Below are 16972 nucleotides of genomic sequence, written 5' to 3'. Positions count from 1 at the left end.
TATGGCAGAGGCAATTAAAAACAGATATGAGTTTGTGATCTTGTTCGATGTGGAGAATGGGAATCCGAACGGTGACCCGGACGCGGGGAATCTTCCTCGTATTGATCCGGAAAGCGGGTATGGCCTGGTGACGGACGTATGCCTGAAGCGAAAAATACGTAACTATGTACAGGCAGTCAAAGAAGAGCAGAATGGCTATAAAATTTATATCAAAGAAGAAACTCCGTTAAATCGAAGCGATAACCTTGCCTATGAGGCGTTAAAGACAGATGATAAAAAGATCAAAGAGGCGAAAAAGAATGATCCCGATATCGATCTGAAAATCCGTGATTTTATGTGCAGCAATTTCTATGATATCCGTACCTTTGGAGCAGTGATGACTACTTTTGTAAAAGCGGCGCTGAATTGCGGACAGGTACGTGGTCCAGTACAGATCGGATTTGCCAGAAGCGTGGATCCCATCAGCACACAGGAAGTCACGATTACTCGTGTGGCGATCACCACGGAGAAGGATGCTGAGGAGAAAAAAACGGAAATGGGGCGGAAGAATATTGTTCCATATGCACTTTATCGCGCGGAAGGTTTCATATCGGCAAATTTAGCCAGGCGTGTGACAGGATTTTCAGAGGAGGATCTGGAGCTTCTTTGGGAGGCAATTATCAATATGTTTGAAATCGATCGCTCTGCAGCTAGGGGAAAGATGGCTGTGCGGGAATTGATCGTTTTTAAACACAGCAGGGAGTTGGGAGATTGCCCTGCATATAAATTGTTTGATGCAGTGAAGATAGAGCGGGAAGGGGATGCAGGGGTACCAAGGAAATACAGCGATTATAAGGTGTGGATCGACAACTCGGCAATCCCCGAGACGGTGGAACTTATGAGGAAGATCTGATGGAGTACCGGGAAGAAGAATATCTGATGCTTTCCGGGATTCAGCATTATGCCTTCTGTAAACGCCAATGGGCACTGATTCATCTGGAGCAGCAATGGCAGGAAAATGTGCATACGGTTTCAGGCGAGTTGCTGCACAGAAAAGCACATGATAAGTTTTCTTTTGAGAAAAGAAATGACGTTCTGATCACAAGAGGGCTTCCTGTACATTCAAGAGAATTGGGGATCAGTGGAGAATGTGATGTTGTGGAGTTTTGCTGCGTCGAGGATGGCATCACAATATTTGGACATAAGGGGAATTATCGTCCATTTCCCATAGAATATAAAAAGGGAAAGCCCAAAACTTCTGAGATAGATATCCTTCAGCTGGCTGCGCAGGCGTTGTGTTTGGAAGAGATGTTTTCCATTGATGTTCCTTCAGGAGCTGTTTATTATGGAGAGATCCGTAAACGGGAAAATATTGAGATTACTGCAGAGCTACGCGAGCAAGTGCGGAAAATGCTTACGGAGATGCATGAACTGTTTCAGCGAGGTTATACGCCTCGTGTTAAGTGGAGTAAAGCCTGTAATGCCTGCTCGCTAAAAGACATCTGTCTGCCAAAGCTTGGGAAGGCCGGTTCGGTAAGCCATTATATTGATACCCATATACGGGAGGAGACTCTATGAAAAAGTTGCTGAATACGCTCTATTTGACATCACCAGGGCACTATTTGTCACTTGATGGAGAAAATGCAGTAGTACTTGATGGGGAGCAGGAGATTGGGAAGGTTCCGTTGCACAATTTTGAGGCAATCGTATCTTTTGGATATAGAGGAGCAAGCCCGGCTCTGATGGGAGCCTGCGCAGAAAGGAATATTTCATTATGTTTTCTGACACCGCAGGGAAAATTTCTTGCCAGAGTGACTGGGAAAGTGAGAGGGAATGTCCTTCTTCGAAAAATACAGTGCAGGGTATCGGATGATCCGGCCAGGAGTCTTCTGATTGCTCGCAACTGCATTCTCGGAAAGATATACAATTCCAGATGGGTGCTGGAACGAGCAATCCGGGAGCATGGGATGCAGATTGACGCGGAACGGGTAAAAAGGGCGTCAGCATTTCTGCAGGAGGCTATGGTGCCTGTCCGAACGTGCGAGGGACAGGAGCGGTTGCGTGGACTGGAGGGAGAGGCAGCGAGTATCTATTTTAGCGTGTTCAATGAGATGATTCAGCAGCAAAAAAGCGATTTTGTTTTTAAGGGGAGAACACGAAGGCCGCCTCTTGACAATGTTAACGCAATGTTATCGTTTGTTTATACTTTATTGGCGAGCATGACAGCATCCGCATTAGAGACAGTAGGACTGGATCCTTACATAGGATTTATGCATACAGACAGACCGGGAAGAGTATCGCTGGCCTTAGACCTCATAGAGGAACTCAGACCTGTTTTGGCAGACCGGTTTGTGCTTACATTGATTAATAAGCGGATCGTCAATAAAAGAGATTTTGTTAAGAAAGAAAATGGTGCGATACTGATGGATGATGATGCACGCAAGCGTATATTGACAGAGTGGCAGGAGCGCAAAAAGGATACAATCACGCATCCCTTTCTAAATGAAAAGGTGGAATGGGGGATGGTTCCCTTTGTGCAGTCAATGCTCTTGGCGAGATACTTGCGCGGCGATCTGGAGGAATATCCGCCATTTTTCTGGAAATAGTAGGAGGAAACATGCTGGTATTGATCACTTATGACGTGAATACCGAGACAGATTCAGGAAAACGGCGTCTTCGTAAAGTAGCAAAGCAATGTGTGAATTACGGGACGAGGGTCCAAAATTCTGTGTTTGAGTGCATTTTAGATAATGCTCAATGCCTACAACTGAAAGCGGTCTTGTCTGATATGATAGATGAGAAGGTGGACAGTATCCGATTTTATTATTTGGGCAACAACCATAAAACAAAGGTGGAACATATTGGCGTGGACAGAGGGAAGGATATCGAGGCACCGATCTTCTTTTAGAGAGAATAAGGTTCTTATTAAAAAATGAAAGTTTTTAGTGCGGTTCGGGAGCGCCCATAAAATTCCTGGGGGATCCGCACCAGGAATTGTGCACAAAATGGAGGCAGAATGTTATGATTAGGAAGAATGGAGCAGTGGTGATATAGAAAAATGAGGATTTTGTGGAGGTTTTATAGGTAAATTGTGAGGAAGTTTGTATGATTTTGCTGTCGCTCCCCTCGTGGGAGCGTGAATAGAAATGGTTACGTTATGGAAGACTTCACCAGGATGCCTAGTCGCTCCCCTCGTGGGAGCGTGAATAGAAATTTTGTCTAAAGATGGCATCCTTACAATGACAACAGGTCGCTCCCCTCGTGGGAGCGTGAATAGAAATACAGGGGATGTCACAGCTAATGCTTTTAAAACTTCGTCGCTCCCCTCGTGGGAGTGTGAATAGAAATCTGCCAGACAAAACCAGTATTTGAATTGGATACCGTCGCTCCCCTCGTGGGAGCGCGGATAGAGATAGCCAAAATTCTTTCCAAAGACCCAATCATAGGTAGGTACATTTCCTGCTTTTCATTTGCAGGGAAAAGGGTAGAAAAAGAGTAGTTGCTCTGCTATGATAAGAATGCTGCCGACTCTTTCCAACAGGAAGAAGGCGAGTCCCATGGGAGATATTTTCACCACATTCCTTAACCATTCGTAAATGAATCCCATCAATATGCCTTTTCAAAAAAGTGTCAATGGTAATTGAATATATTTGATAGCCGGGAAAAGTCGGACCTTTCGGGATCCTGGCCATTATCAGTGACCTTGTCGAAGGGACATGCTGGAGTTCGCCGGGGCGATGATGTGTTCAATTTCCCGGTGTAATGCCTTCTGTACAAAGAAAGTTTGGGGCGGCTTCACGTAAATAAGTCCGTATGATTCTTTCAGAAGATACAAATGTATTTGGAGACTTATCAGTTAACAGGAAGGAACGTAAGAAAATGGTACGAAGGGAATTGACAAATGAGTCGCCTGGTGTAAAATAGAAAAGCAGGAAACGCTTAGGAGCGGCAGCCTTGCGGGGCGGCTGCTCTTTTGGGCTTGAAGGAAGAGAGAAAGGAATATTTATGGGCTTAATTGTACAGAAATTCGGAGGGACATCTGTGGCGGATGCAGAGCGCATACGCAATGTGGCGCGGATCATCACAGATACCTATAAGGCGGGGAATCAGGTAGTGGCAGTGCTTTCTGCCCAGGGGGATACCACCGACGACCTGATCGAGAAGGCAAAGGAGATTAACCCAAAGGGCTCTAACCGTGAGATGGATATGCTGCTGTCAACAGGAGAGCAGATATCTGTGGCCCTGTGCGCTATGGCCATCGAGGCATTGGGGTATCCTGTGATATCGCTGACAGGCTGGCAGGCAGGCATGTACACCAACACTGCTGCCAGGAATGCGAGAATCAAGAGGATCGACACAGAGCGCATCGAGGCGGAGTTAAACCAGAGGAAGATCGTGATTGTCACAGGCTTCCAGGGCGTGAACAGAAACCAGGATATCACCACCTTAGGGCGGGGAGGCTCCGATACCTCGGCAGTGGCCCTGGCGGCTTCCCTGGGAGCAGATATATGCCAGATCTACACAGATGTGGACGGTGTGTACACCGCAGATCCAAGGCTGGTCAAGGGAGCAAGAAAGCTGGATGAGGTTACATACAATGAAATGCTTGAGTTAGCCACCCTGGGAGCCCAGGTGCTCCACAACCGGTCTGTGGAGATGGCAAGAAAATACAATGTAAACCTGGAGGTGCTGTCAAGCTTTACCGGCCATCCGGGAACAAAGGTGAAGGGAGTCGTAAAGCAGATGGAGAAGACATATATCAGCAGTGTAGCAAAGGACAAGGATATTGCGAGGATCGCATTGATCGGCGTTCCCAATGAGATCGGCACCTCCTTTAAGGTATTTTCCCTGCTGGCAAAGAACCATATCAATGTAGATATCATCCTACAGGGCATTGGTCATGAAGAGGGAAAGGATATCTGCTTTACGGTGGCGCAGTCTGACTTAGAGAAGGCGGCAGAGCTGTTAAAGGAGAACAGGGAGAGCATCCGCTACGCAAGGCTTGAGACAAACACAGAGGTTGCCAAGGTGTCTGTGGTAGGCGCAGGCATGATCAATAATCCGGGGGTAGCGGCTAAAATGTTTGAGGCTCTGTATGATGCCCATATCAATATCAACATGATCTCCACCAGTGAGATCAAGATCTCGGTGCTGGTGGATGAAAAGGATGCCGCAAAGGCGGTACAGGTGATCCACGATAAGTTCTTTTCCATGGGCTGATAAAGGAGAACGGGTACAGGACGGGCAGAGGAGATAAGGCAGAAACGGCAGAAAACCAGGCCGGCAAAGACAAAACAGGCAGAGAACAATTAACAGGCGGAGGCTGGCTCCTGAAAAAGGGAGCAGCCTCCGCCAATGTATGTTTTCGAACCGGAAAACAGGTTCCGGGCCTGCAGCAGTTATTTTGTCAGCATCGTCTGATAGGTTCCGTCCTGTGACATTTTCACAATGCCCTCCACGCCGCAGCGTACCATGCTGTCCACGGCCTGCACGGTATAGAAGGCCATGTGCTGCGTCATGATGACATTGCGGAACTGGTGGAGATAGAACCAGTTGCGGTTTGCGATGATATCGGTCCTGCGGTCTGCGTGGATGATACCCTCCTCGCCTTCCATGGTATCCATGCCCAGAGCGCCGATATTCATGGATTCAATGCCGTCTACCAGAGCATTGCTGTCTGTCAGCTCGCCGCGGGCACAGTTAACAATAATGACCCCATCTTTCATTTTTGCAATGCTCTCTGCATTGATGATATGGCGGGTGGAAGGAAGAAGGGGCATGTGAAGGCTGATGATATCAGATTCCCTGTAAAGAGTCTCCAGATCCACATACTGGGCCATAGACTTTGCCTCTTCATTTTCAAATACATCGTAAGCAAGGATGCGGCAGCCAAAGCCGGTCAGGTTCTTTATCACCTGAAGGCCGATGCGGCCGGTACCCATGATGCCCACGGTCATATCCTTTAAATCCCGGCCCTGAAGGCCTTTTAGGGAGAAGTCATTGACATAGCCGCGCCACATAGCCTGCTTGTAATGGCGCAGGCTCATAAGGATCATCATCACGGTAAAGTCCGCCACGCCGTTGGGCGGATAGCTTGCATTGCATACCTTGATGCCCAGGTCCTTTGCAGCCTTCAGATCAATGTGGTTGTATCCGATGGTCCGGGTGGATAAAAAGCGGATGCCTGCCTGCTTATATGCTTCCAGCAGCTCACGGCTGATATTGCCCTGGCCTAGCATGGTGATCCCATCAAAGCCGGCCACCTCCCCGGCATTCTGAAGGCTGGGAACGTCAGTGCTTATCGTAAGCTCCACCCCATATTCCTCTGCCAGCCTCTCAAAGGCTTTTTTCTCGTCATCTCTCACTTCGTACGCAAATATTTTCATTGCAGCAGTCCTCCTTTATCCAGTCCATGCATGTCTGATATATATAATATATATATTAAATCATAGCATATTCTCAATAAGAAGATTGTTGTCTATACGACAATTCAGAGATTTTTCTGCTGTTTTATAAAAGAAGACAGAGCTTTTCTGTCCAGTATGGACACAGAGCCATAGCAGCTCTTCACCCAGCCCTTTTCCTCAAAGGACCGCAGTACGGAAGAAACCGTAGAACGGCTGAGATTCAGAGATTCCGCCAGGTCAGAATGGGTATAAGGAAGAGACATGAGAGCTTTAGCGCCGGGAGCAGGCGCGGCAGTCATATCTAACAAATAATTTGCCACCTTCCCATATCGGTCAAGAAAGCACTGCTCATGCATCCTCCTTGCCAGCCGGTCCATGGACTCAGAGCACATCTGGAGGATGTGCAGAGCCAGGGAGGGTTCCTTCTGAAAGTAAGGAACCAGGTCCGCAGTGCGGCAGGAGATCATCACGGTCTCCGTCACGGCCTGGACATTTACCGGGCGCACATTGTATTCCACGAAGGCAGATTCCCCAAAGGTGTGGCCTGCCTTTATCACATCCAGAGTAAATTCCCTGCCGGAGGAAGTATTCTCAAACACGCGTACCCGGCCGCTGCGTATATAATATAAGCGGTCTGCGGGATCTCCGGCCAGATAGATAGGATGCCCGGGTGGAACTGTGATGGTATTTCCGATCGTTTCCAGCAAAAAGAGTTCGCTGGAGGTAAAGCCATTAGGCTTCATAGATGCCTCTCTTTCCGCCAACGTCTTTGGCATCAGAAGTATTTCCTGTATTCCAGTATACGTGTTTTGAAGTAAAACTGCAAAAGTAATCTTAAAAATCGTTAATATTTTCACCTTTTTATGCCATTTTTACTTGATATTTGACAGGAATGTTATTATAATTGTACATGGCAGTATTTCTGCTTTTCGCGGCAGGATGTGCAATTTCTGCCGTCTAAATAGTAAACTAATGAATGATGGAGGACTGGAAAATGAGTAATTCAGCACAAACTTCAGCAAGCAGCCGTATAGCAGCCCTGCTTGATGAGAACAGTTTTGTTGAAGTCGGCGCGTATATCACAGCCAGAAATACAGACTTTAACATGACTGAGCAGGAAACCCCGGCTGACGGTGTCGTTACTGGCTATGGTACCATCGGCGGGTGTCTGGTGTATGTATACAGCCAGGATGCGTCTGTACTGGGCGGATCCATGGGCGAGATGCATGCAAAGAAGATCTGCAACATTTATTCCATGGCAATGAAAATGGGTGCGCCGGTGATCGGCCTGATCGACTGCGCAGGCCTGCGTCTCCAGGAAGCAACAGATGCCCTGGACGGCTTCGGCAAGCTGTACTTAAGCCAGACCATGGCTTCCGGTGTGATTCCTCAGATCACAGCGATCTTCGGAACCTGCGGCGGCGGCATGGCTGTATCAGCAGGAATCTCTGATTTCACCTTCATGGAAGATAAGTCCGCAAAGCTGTTTGTCAATGCTCCTAATGCATTGGACGGTAATTATGTGGGCAAGTGCGATACCTCTGCCGCTGCATTCCAGAGCAAGGAAGCAGGACTGGTAGATTTCACCGGAGATGAGGCTTCTATCCTGGCTCAGATCCGCACACTGGTTTCCATTCTCCCGGCGAATAATGAAGATGATATGTCCTACGGCGAGTGTCAGGACGATTTAAACCGCATGTGCGAGGGCATTGAGGGATGTGCAGGTGACACCTCTCTGGCTCTGGCTATGATTTCTGACAACAATTTCTATATGGAAGTGAAAAAGGATTATGAGCCTTCCATGGTAACCGCCTTCATCCGTCTGAACGGCAACACAGTAGGCTGTGTGGCAAACCGTACAGAGGTATATGAGGATGGTGAGAAGAAGGAGACCTTTGACGCTGTCCTGTCCGGAAAAGGCTGTGATAAGGCCACCGAGTTCATCAACTTCTGCGATGCATTCAGCATCCCTGTGCTCACCCTTGTAAATGTAAAGGGCTATAAGGCCAAGATGTGCAGCGAGAGAAGGATCGCAAAGGCAGCAGCACGCCTGACCTATGCTTACGCAAACGCCAGCGTTCCGAAGGTGACTGTGATCGTAAAGGATGCCCTGGGAAGCGCTTATCTGACAATGGGCAGCAAGAGCCTGGGCGCAGACATGGTATACGCATGGCCGAACGCTGTGATCGGCATGATGGATCCGGCTGAGGCTGTGAAGATCATGTATGCAAAGGAGATCGCAGAGGCAGATGACGCAGTCTCCCTGATCAATGAAAAGGCAGCAGAGTACAAGGCACTGCAGTCCAGCGCTGTGGCAGCAGCTAAGAGGGGATATGTAGATGATATCATCAAGGCAGCGGAGACACGTCAGAGAGTGATCGCAGCCTTTGAAATGCTGTTTACAAAAAGTGAGGACCGTCCGTCTAAGAAGCATGGCACGGTTTAAAGAGAGGTGGCATGTATATGAGACGATTAATAAAACGAACAGCAGCAGCTGTGCTCATGGCTGCCTGCCTGGTAAGCCTGTCGGCCTGCTCAAAGCAGAGTGGTGATGCCTCTGAGGCTGCTTCCCATATCAGTATGGACGGAACGCCGGTGGATGATGCCATGTCACAGTCCATTATGCTTTCTGCAGCGCAGACTCTGGGTGTGCCGAAGGATCAGCTCATTGTACAGAAGAAGCTGGCAGAGGCCCAGGGAGATATGTCCAGCGCTGAGATCTATGAGGAGCAGCTTGCTGTAAGAGAAGAGATGGGTGAGTTAAAGAGCGTTGACCTTGACACCGCATCCACTGTTCTTCTGGCAGACGGAAGCTATACGGTTATGATCCCTGTTACCTTTACAGAGGGAACAAAGCAGTATGTTTTAAACCTGAATATGGCAACCCAGCAGATCAAGGCAGAATTTACCGATATGTCCGCAGGCGAGGAGGAGGATACCTCCATCGGCGGCCTGTTAAAGACAGCAACTGTTTATACTGTTATTGGTGTTGGAACCGTATTTGCCGTGCTGATCTTTATCAGCCTGATCATCTATTGCTTTAAGTTTATCCATGAATGGGAGGTAAATCAGGAAAAGGCGAAGAAGGCGCCTGCGGCACCTGCTCCAAAGCCTGCGCCTGTAGCAGCACCCCCGGCAGTACCCGCGGCAGGCAGCGATCTGTCTGATGATGCAGAGCTGGTAGCCGTGATCACAGCAGCAATTGCTGCATATGAGGGAACCTCTTCTAACGGCCTGGTGGTACGTTCCATCCGCCGTGTACAGGGCCCGAAGAGAAGATGATCGCATTTATCTACGAATAATTTAGGAGGAAATCAAATCATGAAATCTTATACAATTACAGTAAATGGAAAAGCATATGCAGTAACCGTTGAGGAAGGCGCTGCAGTAGCAGCAGCACCAGCAGCAGCTCCGGTAGCACCTGTAGCAGCTCCGGCAGCAGCTCCAGCCCCGGCAGCACCAGCTCCTGCAGCACCAGCCGGAGCAGCAGGCTCTGTGAACGTGACAGCTCCTATGCCAGGTAAGGTGATCTCTATCAAGAGCTCCGTAGGACAGGCTGTAAAGAAGGGTGACGTTATCCTGGTTCTGGAGGCTATGAAGATGGAGAATGACATCGTAGCTCCAGAGGATGGATCCATTGCCAGCATTAATGTATCCAATGGCGATTCCGTTGAAGCCGGCGCGGTATTGGCTACTCTGAACTAAGCACGAAGATGAGTCCATAGGAATATGGGATTCATTATGGAGGGAACATTATGGATTTTGGCAATTTGTTATCAAACCTTCTGAATCAGATGGCATTCTTCCATCTGTCGGGAGGTAACTATGTTATGATCGGTGTGGCCTTGCTGTTCTTATATCTGGCGATCAAAAAGGGATATGAGCCGCTGCTGCTGGTGCCGATCGCATTTGGTATGCTGCTGGTAAACATTTACCCGGACATTATGTACTCACCGGAGCAGACATCCAATGGAACAGGCGGACTTTTGTGGTATTTCTTCCAGCTGGATGAGTGGAGTATCCTGCCGTCCCTGATCTTCATGGGAGTGGGAGCCATGACGGACTTTGGTCCTCTGATCGCAAACCCTATCAGCTTTATCATGGGCGCTGCCGCTCAGATCGGTATTTACTCCGCATACTTTTTGGCTATCCTGCTGGGCTTTTCCGGCAAGGAGGCTGCCGCTATCTCTATCATCGGCGGTGCGGACGGACCTACCTCCCTGTTCCTCTGCAGTAATCTGGGACAGACACAGATCATGGGTCCCATCGCTGTAGCTGCTTACTCCTATATGGCTCTGGTACCGATCATCCAGCCGCCATTTATGAAGCTGCTTACAACGGATAAGGAGCGCAAGATCAAGATGGAGCAGTTGCGTCCCGTATCAAAGCTTGAGAAGATCTTATTCCCGATCATTGTTACGATTGTGGTCTGCCTGATCCTGCCGTCCACAGCTCCTCTTGTAGGTATGCTGATGCTGGGCAATCTGTTCCGTGAGAGCGGCGTTGTAAAGCAGCTTCAGGAAACAGCGTCCAACGCATTGATGTACATCGTGGTTATCCTTTTGGGAACCTCTGTAGGCGCTACCACAAGCGCGGAGGCCTTCTTAAACGTGACCACCATCAAGATCGTTATCCTGGGTCTGGTTGCATTTGCATTTGGTACGATTGCAGGCGTTCTGTTCGGCAAGATCCTCTGCAAGCTGACAGGCGGCAAGATCAATCCACTGATCGGTTCCGCCGGCGTATCTGCTGTTCCTATGGCAGCACGTGTATCCCAGAAGGTTGGTGCTGAATACGATCCTACCAACTTCCTGCTGATGCATGCAATGGGACCGAACGTTGCAGGCGTTATCGGTACGGCTGTTGCAGCTGGTACATTTATGGCGATCTTTGGAGTATAAATGGTTTAAACATTTGACGATATTAGGAGGATTATAACTATGGCAGAGATAGAGAAGAGGCCAGTAAAGACTGTGGAGACCGTCCTGCGTGATGCACACCAGTCTTTGCTTGCAACGAGAATGTCCACAGAGCAGATGCTGCCCATCATTGATAAGATGGACAAGGTTGGATATCATGCAGTAGAGTGCTGGGGCGGCGCTACATTTGACGCCTGCCTGCGTTTCCTGAAGGAAGATCCATGGGAGCGCTTAAGAAAGTTAAGAGCCGGCTTTAAGAACACAAAGCTTCAGATGCTGTTCCGCGGACAGAACATCTTAGGCTATAACCACTATGCAGACGATGTAGTAGAGTATTTTGTTCAGAAGTCCATTGCAAATGGTATTGATATCATTCGTATTTTTGACTGCTTAAACGATATCCGCAACCTGGAGACAGCTGTTAAGGCAACAAAGAAGGAAAAGGGCCATGCACAGATCGCCCTGTGCTATACTCTGGGCGATGCTTACACTCTGGATTATTGGAGAGACATTGCAAAGAGGATCGAGGACATGGGCGCAGATTCCCTGTGTATCAAGGATATGGCAGGCCTGCTTACGCCTTACCAGGCAGCCGAGCTTGTACAGGCATTGAAGGAGGGAACCACCCTGCCGATCGACCTGCACACCCATTACACCTCCGGCGTTGCTTCCATGACCTACTTAAAGGCTGTAGAGGCAGGCTGCGAGATCATTGACTGCGCAATGTCACCTCTGGCACTGGGAACCAGCCAGCCGGCTACTGAGGTTATGGCAGAGACCTTCCGCGGCACACCTTATGACCCGGGCTTCGACCAGACCCTTCTGGCAGAGATCGCAGATTACTTCCAGCCCATCCGTGAGCAGGCTCTTAAGAGCGGTCTCTTAAATCCGAAGGTGCTGGGCGTGAATATCAAAACCCTGCAGTATCAGGTGCCCGGCGGTATGCTTTCCAACCTGGTAAGCCAGTTAAAGGAAGCAGGCCAGGAGGACAAGTACCGTGAGGTTCTGGAGGAGATCCCAAGAGTGCGTAAGGACTTTGGTGAGCCGCCTCTGGTAACACCTTCCTCCCAGATCGTGGGAACACAGGCTGTTATGAACGTTATCATGGGCGAGCGCTACAAGATGGTTCCGAAGGAATCCAAGAAGATCATGCTGGGTGAGTTCGGCCAGACCGTTAAGCCATTTAACCCGGAGGTTCAGAAGAAGATCATCGGCGATGAGACACCGATCACCTGCCGTCCGGCTGACCTGATCCCGCCGCAGCTTCCTCAGTTTGAGAAGGAGTGCGCACAGTGGAAGCAGCAGGATGAGGACGTACTCAGCTACGCCCTGTTCCCGGCAGTTGCAAAGGAGTTCTTCCAGTACCGCGATGCACAGCAGAAAAAGGTTGATGTATCGGTAGCTGACAAGGAGAGCAAGGCTTATCCGGTATAATAGCAGATGGCCTGCAGAATGAAATAGAATGCAAAGAAAGGGAGCTGTCCCTGGCAGATAGTGTCAGAGACAGCTCCTTTTTGCGGGTCCTGTTCCGCGTTCGGAAGACGCAGGCCCGGTAAAGGGATTCGCTTTTACTGTTTGCCCCACTTCATGGCAGCTGTCACGTCCAGCATACCGCTGGAGAGAACCTTGCCCTTTAAGAATGCCAGCTTGTGGGAGGAGGCCATGAGGATATTTTTGACGTCCTGGAGGCTGAGCTCCGGCCGGGCAGAGTAGAGCATGGCAGCAGCTCCCGTTACCATGGGGGCGGACATGGAGGTGCCTGTCATGAAGGCGTAGGAATTGCCGGGGATGGTACTCAGGATCAGGGAGCCCGGAGCAGCAATGTCCACATTGTAGGGGCCATAGTTGGAGCTGTCATCCAATTTTCCGTTAAAGGACAGGTTTGCCACGGAGATCACGTTGTCAAAGGTCAGGCTGGCAGGATAGACAGGGTATTTGTCAATGTCAAAGCCGATCTCGTACTTGTCGCCGTTTCCCGCTGACACGATAAAGAGCATGTGGGAGTCACGGACAACGGAGATAAATTCCTCCGGAACCTCCCTGGAGCCAAAACTTAAGTTGCATATCTGGGCACCGTTTGCCTCGGCGTAGCGGATGGCCTCGATCACGCTGTCTGCAGAGCCCATGCCTTCTGAACCGCCCAGAGCTTTCAGGGACATGATCTTCACATAGCTGCCGTCAGCAATGCCTACAACGCCTCCATCGCCCTTGGAGGCAGCAATGGTGCCTGCAGCATGGGTGCCGTGAACGTCCTCGCGGCCAGTATAGATCTGGTTGTTTCCTTCCAGGAAATTCCAGCCGTTCACATCGTCGATATAGCCATTTCCATCATTGTCAATACCGTCATCAGGGATCTCATCTGCGTTGACCCACATGCAGCTTGTCAGATCCTTGTGGGTAAAGTCCACTCCTGTATCGATCAGGGCTACAGTTACAGGACGCTTATTCTCTGTCTGGCTGTAGATATCCCAAGCCTCCCGGATATTGATGTCGATTCCCGCCACAGCCACAGTGGAAACGGCATTGAAATTGTTGGGTCCCAGGGGAGGGATGGAAATGGCGTCAATGCCATTTTTTCCATAATGGACATAGAGGTCATCGATGGATTCAAAGTTGATCCTGCGTTCCGTCTCGTTGAGGTTGCCGTCATTTTGAAAGGCCCACTGGAATTCCGCATTCTCGTCCTCCAGGGACAGGTTATTAAGCCCCGGTCCGATCGAGTGCAGGGCAAAGGCGGCAGAAGCTTTAGAGGCTTTGCAAAAGGCCTCAGAGGCAAAAACTGTATGAAAAGGGGCGGCTGCCACGGCTGCTGCAAGGACAGCAGTGAAAGCCGTTTTTGCTGATTTTCTCATCATATGTACTCCTTTTGTGGTTGGTAGTGGGTCATTGGTATAGTATAGCATAAAATGGCGGGGAAAATCTGAACATTTTATGAAGAATCCTTTTCGGCTCAGGGAAAATAGAAAGATAACATGAAAACAGCCGGGAAATGGAGCAGTTCCTGTTTTGGGAACAGGAGAAGCACCATTTCCCGGCTATCTGCATTTATGCTGTCAGGAGAAGATCAATCAATATATAGAACATTCTTAAGCCCTCTGCCCTCTGCCATAAGACCAAAGACCTCCTCCCAATCCTCCAGGGGAGCTTCCCTTGTGATAAGGGGAGATAAGTCTGTGTAGGGGTCGGCGAAGATCCGGATGGCTTCGTCCATGTACTGGTAATTGCTCATCATGTGGAAATGAAGGCGGATGGCCTTTTTAAGGGCGGCATCCCAGTTTACGGAGATGGCGTCCTTTTTTGTTCCTCCCATGACGCTTATGAGACCGCCCTGCTTTACCAGGGAGATGGCATCGTTGATGCCTGCCTGGGAGCCGCTGGCCTCCAGGACGATATCGGCGCCAACGCCATTTGTCAGCTCCATGACAGTTTCTGTCAGATTTTCCTTTGTGCTGTCTACCAGGACGTCGGCGCCCAGCTTTTTGGCAGTGGGGAAGCGGAAGTCCAGATCATTGGAAACACCGGAGACGATGAGCTGCTTGATGCCGTAGCCCTTGGCAGCCACAACGCCCAATAAACCGATCTGTCCGGCGCCGATCACCACGGCAGTCTGAGCCTGCTCCTCGCGGATGGGAATGCCGAAATTGCCCACTACCATGGAGAAGGGCTCAATAATGCAGGCCAGCTTGTCCGGGATATTGTCCGGCACCTTGTGAAGGTATTTTTCCGGTACCGCCACGTAGGGCGCCATAGCGCCGTCACGGTTGATGCCGATGGAGCGCTTGTCAGCGCAGAACTGGGTAAGGCCCATCCGGCAGGCCGGGCAGGTGCCGCAGGAGTACAGATGGGGTTGGGCAGTTACCCGGTCCCCCGGCTTTAATCCGGTTACACCGGGAAGTGTCTCGGTGACTGTTCCTACAAACTCATGTCCCATGATAAATGGGGGAGTGCAGGGGAACTTGCCATGGTAAATATGGAAATCCATGCCGCAGATGGCGCAGGCCTTTACATGCACCAGTACATTGTCAGTTTCGTTGAGCACAGGGACCGGACGATCCGTCAGGGAGACATTGCCGGCGCCTGGAGCTGATTTATAGAGTGCTTTCATAAGCGGTGACCTCCTTTGATTCTTTTCTTATGTCAGCAGGCGTGGTATAGACCACTGCTGTTTTGCTTCGTTCCTACCTGGGCGGCATCAGTGTGTCCGGGAAGGTGCACACATAGCTTCTGCCCTGCATCTGGGTGTCGAATTCCTGCCTGGCGCTCTTTAAAATTTCCCCGTCCGTATCCTCAAACAGCTTTGCCACGCAGAGGCCGATGCATTTTGCCGCCTCCAGCATGCCCTTTTGGCCGATGGTGCTGCGTGTCTGGGCGGTCATCTGCCAGGTGTGGTTGGGAGTTCCGATGGTGTAGCAGGGTACTTCTACCTGGGCAGTGGGAACGCAGTGGCTTACATCGCCCATATCGGAGGAGGCGGGAGCATTGCAGACAGTGTCAATAAACTTACCTGGGCGGTCATAAAGGACATGGGTTTTGAAATATTCTCTGGCCTCGGACTCATTTAATCCCGTGTATTGCCACATAATATTGTTGGTGCAGTTTTCCGGGAGGGATGCACGGATCTTCCTTGCCAGCTCATAATCCTTTTCATCATAAGCAATGGGGCCGACCTCCTCCACGGCCTTGCCCATGAGCTTTGTGAGGGGAATATTGGGCATATAGTCCGCATATCCTTCGCTGTATTTGATGGTCACCTTTGTGCCTGTGATCAGGGCAGCGCCCTTTGCGGCGTCCTCTGCGCGGGAACGGATGTCCAGGGCATCCTCCACATTGGAGGCCCTGAAAATGTATCGAAGTCCGGCACTCTCTGGTACGATGTTGGGGGCAGTGCCTCCGGCATTTAAGTAGGCGTAGTGGAGCTTGGCGTGCTCCGGGATGTGTTCTCTCATGTAGTTCATGCCGATGTTCATGATCTCGCAGGCATCAAGGGCGCTCCGCCCCATCCAGGGAGCAGAGGCGGCATGGGCAGCAATGCCCTCAAACCAGAATTCTGCAGAAATACAGGCATTCATCCTCACCATCCAGGGGGAGAGATAGCGGCTCGGATGCCAGCTGAAAGCCGCATCCAGATCGTGAAAAAGCCCGGCTCTTGCCATATAGGCTTTACCGCTTCCGCCCTCCTCGGCAGGACAGCCGTAGAAACGGATGGTTCCCTTTAAAGAGTTTGACTCTATATAGTGCCTGACTGCGATCGCCGCTGCCGCAGAGCCTGTGCCCAGAAGGTTATGGCCGCAGGCATGACCGGGGCCATTTTCCACTAAAGGCTCGCGTTCAACGGATTCTGACCTCTGACTCATACCGGGCAGGGCGTCAAATTCCCCCATAATACCGATGACAGGGCTTCCTGAACCATACTCAGCCACAAAGGCAGTAGTCATATCGGCTACACCTGCCTTAACGGTAAATCCGGCATTTTTCAGCATATCCTGGAGCAAGGCAGAAGACTTGTCCTCGTGGAAAGCCAGCTCAGGATGGTCCCATATGCGGCAGGATACACCGATATACGTGTCCCTGCTGTTTTCAATGTCGTTGACAATAAAATCCCTGGTGTTCAATTACATACCCTCCATTCTTATTTTTGGTATTGTCGCCGCTTTGCCGCCTGATACC

General features: G+C 50.1%; 15 protein-coding genes and 1 CRISPR repeat array. Of the genes, 10 read left to right on the top strand and 5 right to left on the bottom strand.

The genetic code is table 11. The features are described from left to right. Position 1: 1 nt before the first annotated feature. The 5 genes from cas7c (at position 2) to LIZ87_RS01675 (ending at position 5199) form a co-directional block, all read left to right on the top strand. Complete coding sequence (gene cas7c / locus LIZ87_RS01695) at positions 2-892, top strand: type I-C CRISPR-associated protein Cas7/Csd2 (protein WP_178315554.1); 891 nt, start codon at positions 2-4, stop codon at positions 890-892. Continuing rightward, entirely contained in the window at positions 892-1557 is a 666-nt protein-coding gene (gene cas4, locus LIZ87_RS01690; RefSeq protein ID WP_178315556.1) for a CRISPR-associated protein Cas4, read from the top strand. Before cas7c ends, cas4 begins: the two co-directional genes overlap by 1 nt. Next, positions 1554-2585: a type I-C CRISPR-associated endonuclease Cas1c gene (gene cas1c / locus LIZ87_RS01685; protein ID WP_227145011.1), complete on the top strand. Its 1032-nt coding sequence runs from the start codon at positions 1554-1556 to the stop codon at positions 2583-2585. The genes cas4 and cas1c overlap by 4 nt, the downstream gene beginning before the upstream one ends. 11 nt (positions 2586-2596) lie before the next feature. After that, entirely contained in the window at positions 2597-2887 is a 291-nt protein-coding gene (gene cas2, locus LIZ87_RS01680; protein ID WP_178315560.1) for a CRISPR-associated endonuclease Cas2, read from the top strand. 208 nt (positions 2888-3095) lie between these two features. Then, positions 3096-3393: a CRISPR direct-repeat array (repeat unit 32 nt; unit sequence GTCGCTCCCCTCGTGGGAGCGTGAATAGAAAT). 591 nt (positions 3394-3984) lie between these two features. Next, positions 3985-5199 (top strand): aspartate kinase, encoded by a 1215-nt coding sequence (locus LIZ87_RS01675; protein WP_227145009.1) that lies wholly within the window; start codon positions 3985-3987, stop codon positions 5197-5199. A 179-nt stretch (positions 5200-5378) separates the two neighbouring features. On the opposite strand, the gene LIZ87_RS01670 is transcribed toward LIZ87_RS01675, so the two are convergent. Beyond that, positions 5379-6365 (bottom strand): D-isomer specific 2-hydroxyacid dehydrogenase family protein, encoded by a 987-nt coding sequence (locus LIZ87_RS01670; protein ID WP_227145007.1) that lies wholly within the window; start codon positions 6363-6365, stop codon positions 5379-5381. Between the two features lie 104 nt (positions 6366-6469). Then, a complete protein-coding gene (locus tag LIZ87_RS01665; protein ID WP_227145004.1) occupies positions 6470-7162 on the bottom strand; it encodes a Crp/Fnr family transcriptional regulator in 693 nt (230 codons plus the stop codon). A gap of 218 nt (positions 7163-7380) precedes the next feature. Here LIZ87_RS01665 and LIZ87_RS01660 point away from each other — a divergent pair, with 218 nt between their 5' ends. The 5 genes from LIZ87_RS01660 to LIZ87_RS01640 are packed head-to-tail and all read left to right on the top strand — an operon-like array spanning position 7381 to position 12739. Then, positions 7381-8832: an acyl-CoA carboxylase subunit beta gene (locus LIZ87_RS01660; protein WP_227145002.1), complete on the top strand. Its 1452-nt coding sequence runs from the start codon at positions 7381-7383 to the stop codon at positions 8830-8832. 17 nt (positions 8833-8849) lie between these two features. Next, positions 8850-9668, top strand: a complete 819-nt coding sequence (locus LIZ87_RS01655; RefSeq protein ID WP_178313721.1) for an OadG family protein — start codon at positions 8850-8852, stop codon at positions 9666-9668. A gap of 39 nt (positions 9669-9707) precedes the next feature. After that, positions 9708-10091 (top strand): biotin/lipoyl-containing protein, encoded by a 384-nt coding sequence (locus tag LIZ87_RS01650; protein WP_227145000.1) that lies wholly within the window; start codon positions 9708-9710, stop codon positions 10089-10091. Between the two features lie 50 nt (positions 10092-10141). Beyond that, a complete protein-coding gene (locus LIZ87_RS01645; protein ID WP_227144998.1) occupies positions 10142-11287 on the top strand; it encodes a sodium ion-translocating decarboxylase subunit beta in 1146 nt (381 codons plus the stop codon). 39 nt (positions 11288-11326) lie between these two features. Further along, positions 11327-12739, top strand: coding sequence for an oxaloacetate decarboxylase subunit alpha (locus LIZ87_RS01640; protein ID WP_227144996.1), 1413 nt, complete (start codon positions 11327-11329; stop codon positions 12737-12739). 134 nt (positions 12740-12873) lie between these two features. Here LIZ87_RS01640 and LIZ87_RS01635 read toward each other — a convergent pair whose 3' ends face one another. From LIZ87_RS01635 to LIZ87_RS01625, 3 genes are all read right to left on the bottom strand, one after another. Next, positions 12874-14160 carry a S8 family peptidase gene (locus tag LIZ87_RS01635; protein WP_442912176.1) on the bottom strand — a complete coding sequence of 429 codons (1287 nt, stop codon included), beginning with the start codon at positions 14158-14160 and terminating at the stop codon, positions 12874-12876. 209 nt (positions 14161-14369) lie between these two features. Then, positions 14370-15410, bottom strand: a complete 1041-nt coding sequence (locus LIZ87_RS01630) for a zinc-dependent alcohol dehydrogenase (protein ID WP_227144992.1) — start codon at positions 15408-15410, stop codon at positions 14370-14372. Between the two features lie 73 nt (positions 15411-15483). Continuing rightward, positions 15484-16917, bottom strand: coding sequence for an amidohydrolase (locus LIZ87_RS01625; protein WP_227144990.1), 1434 nt, complete (start codon positions 16915-16917; stop codon positions 15484-15486). Positions 16918-16972: the final 55 nt, after the last annotated feature.

It is taken from the genome of Lacrimispora sp. 210928-DFI.3.58 (assembly GCF_020554865.1).
Classification (GTDB): domain Bacteria; phylum Bacillota; class Clostridia; order Lachnospirales; family Lachnospiraceae; genus Enterocloster.
Note: the sequence above shows the minus strand (reverse complement) of the source record. Positions and strands in the feature narration are given on the sequence as shown.

Coding starts and splice junctions, on each gene's coding strand:
- cas7c (WP_178315554.1), top strand. CDS start 2: ATGGCAGAGGCAATTAAAAACAGATATGAGTTTGTGATCTTGTTCGAT.
- cas4 (WP_178315556.1), top strand. CDS start 892: ATGGAGTACCGGGAAGAAGAATATCTGATGCTTTCCGGGATTCAGCAT.
- cas1c (WP_227145011.1), top strand. CDS start 1,554: ATGAAAAAGTTGCTGAATACGCTCTATTTGACATCACCAGGGCACTAT.
- cas2 (WP_178315560.1), top strand. CDS start 2,597: ATGCTGGTATTGATCACTTATGACGTGAATACCGAGACAGATTCAGGA.
- LIZ87_RS01675 (WP_227145009.1), top strand. CDS start 3,985: ATGGGCTTAATTGTACAGAAATTCGGAGGGACATCTGTGGCGGATGCA.
- LIZ87_RS01670 (WP_227145007.1), bottom strand. CDS start 6,365: ATGAAAATATTTGCGTACGAAGTGAGAGATGACGAGAAAAAAGCCTTT.
- LIZ87_RS01665 (WP_227145004.1), bottom strand. CDS start 7,162: ATGCCAAAGACGTTGGCGGAAAGAGAGGCATCTATGAAGCCTAATGGC.
- LIZ87_RS01660 (WP_227145002.1), top strand. CDS start 7,381: ATGAGTAATTCAGCACAAACTTCAGCAAGCAGCCGTATAGCAGCCCTG.
- LIZ87_RS01655 (WP_178313721.1), top strand. CDS start 8,850: ATGAGACGATTAATAAAACGAACAGCAGCAGCTGTGCTCATGGCTGCC.
- LIZ87_RS01650 (WP_227145000.1), top strand. CDS start 9,708: ATGAAATCTTATACAATTACAGTAAATGGAAAAGCATATGCAGTAACC.
- LIZ87_RS01645 (WP_227144998.1), top strand. CDS start 10,142: ATGGATTTTGGCAATTTGTTATCAAACCTTCTGAATCAGATGGCATTC.
- LIZ87_RS01640 (WP_227144996.1), top strand. CDS start 11,327: ATGGCAGAGATAGAGAAGAGGCCAGTAAAGACTGTGGAGACCGTCCTG.
- LIZ87_RS01635 (WP_442912176.1), bottom strand. CDS start 14,160: ATGATGAGAAAATCAGCAAAAACGGCTTTCACTGCTGTCCTTGCAGCA.
- LIZ87_RS01630 (WP_227144992.1), bottom strand. CDS start 15,410: ATGAAAGCACTCTATAAATCAGCTCCAGGCGCCGGCAATGTCTCCCTG.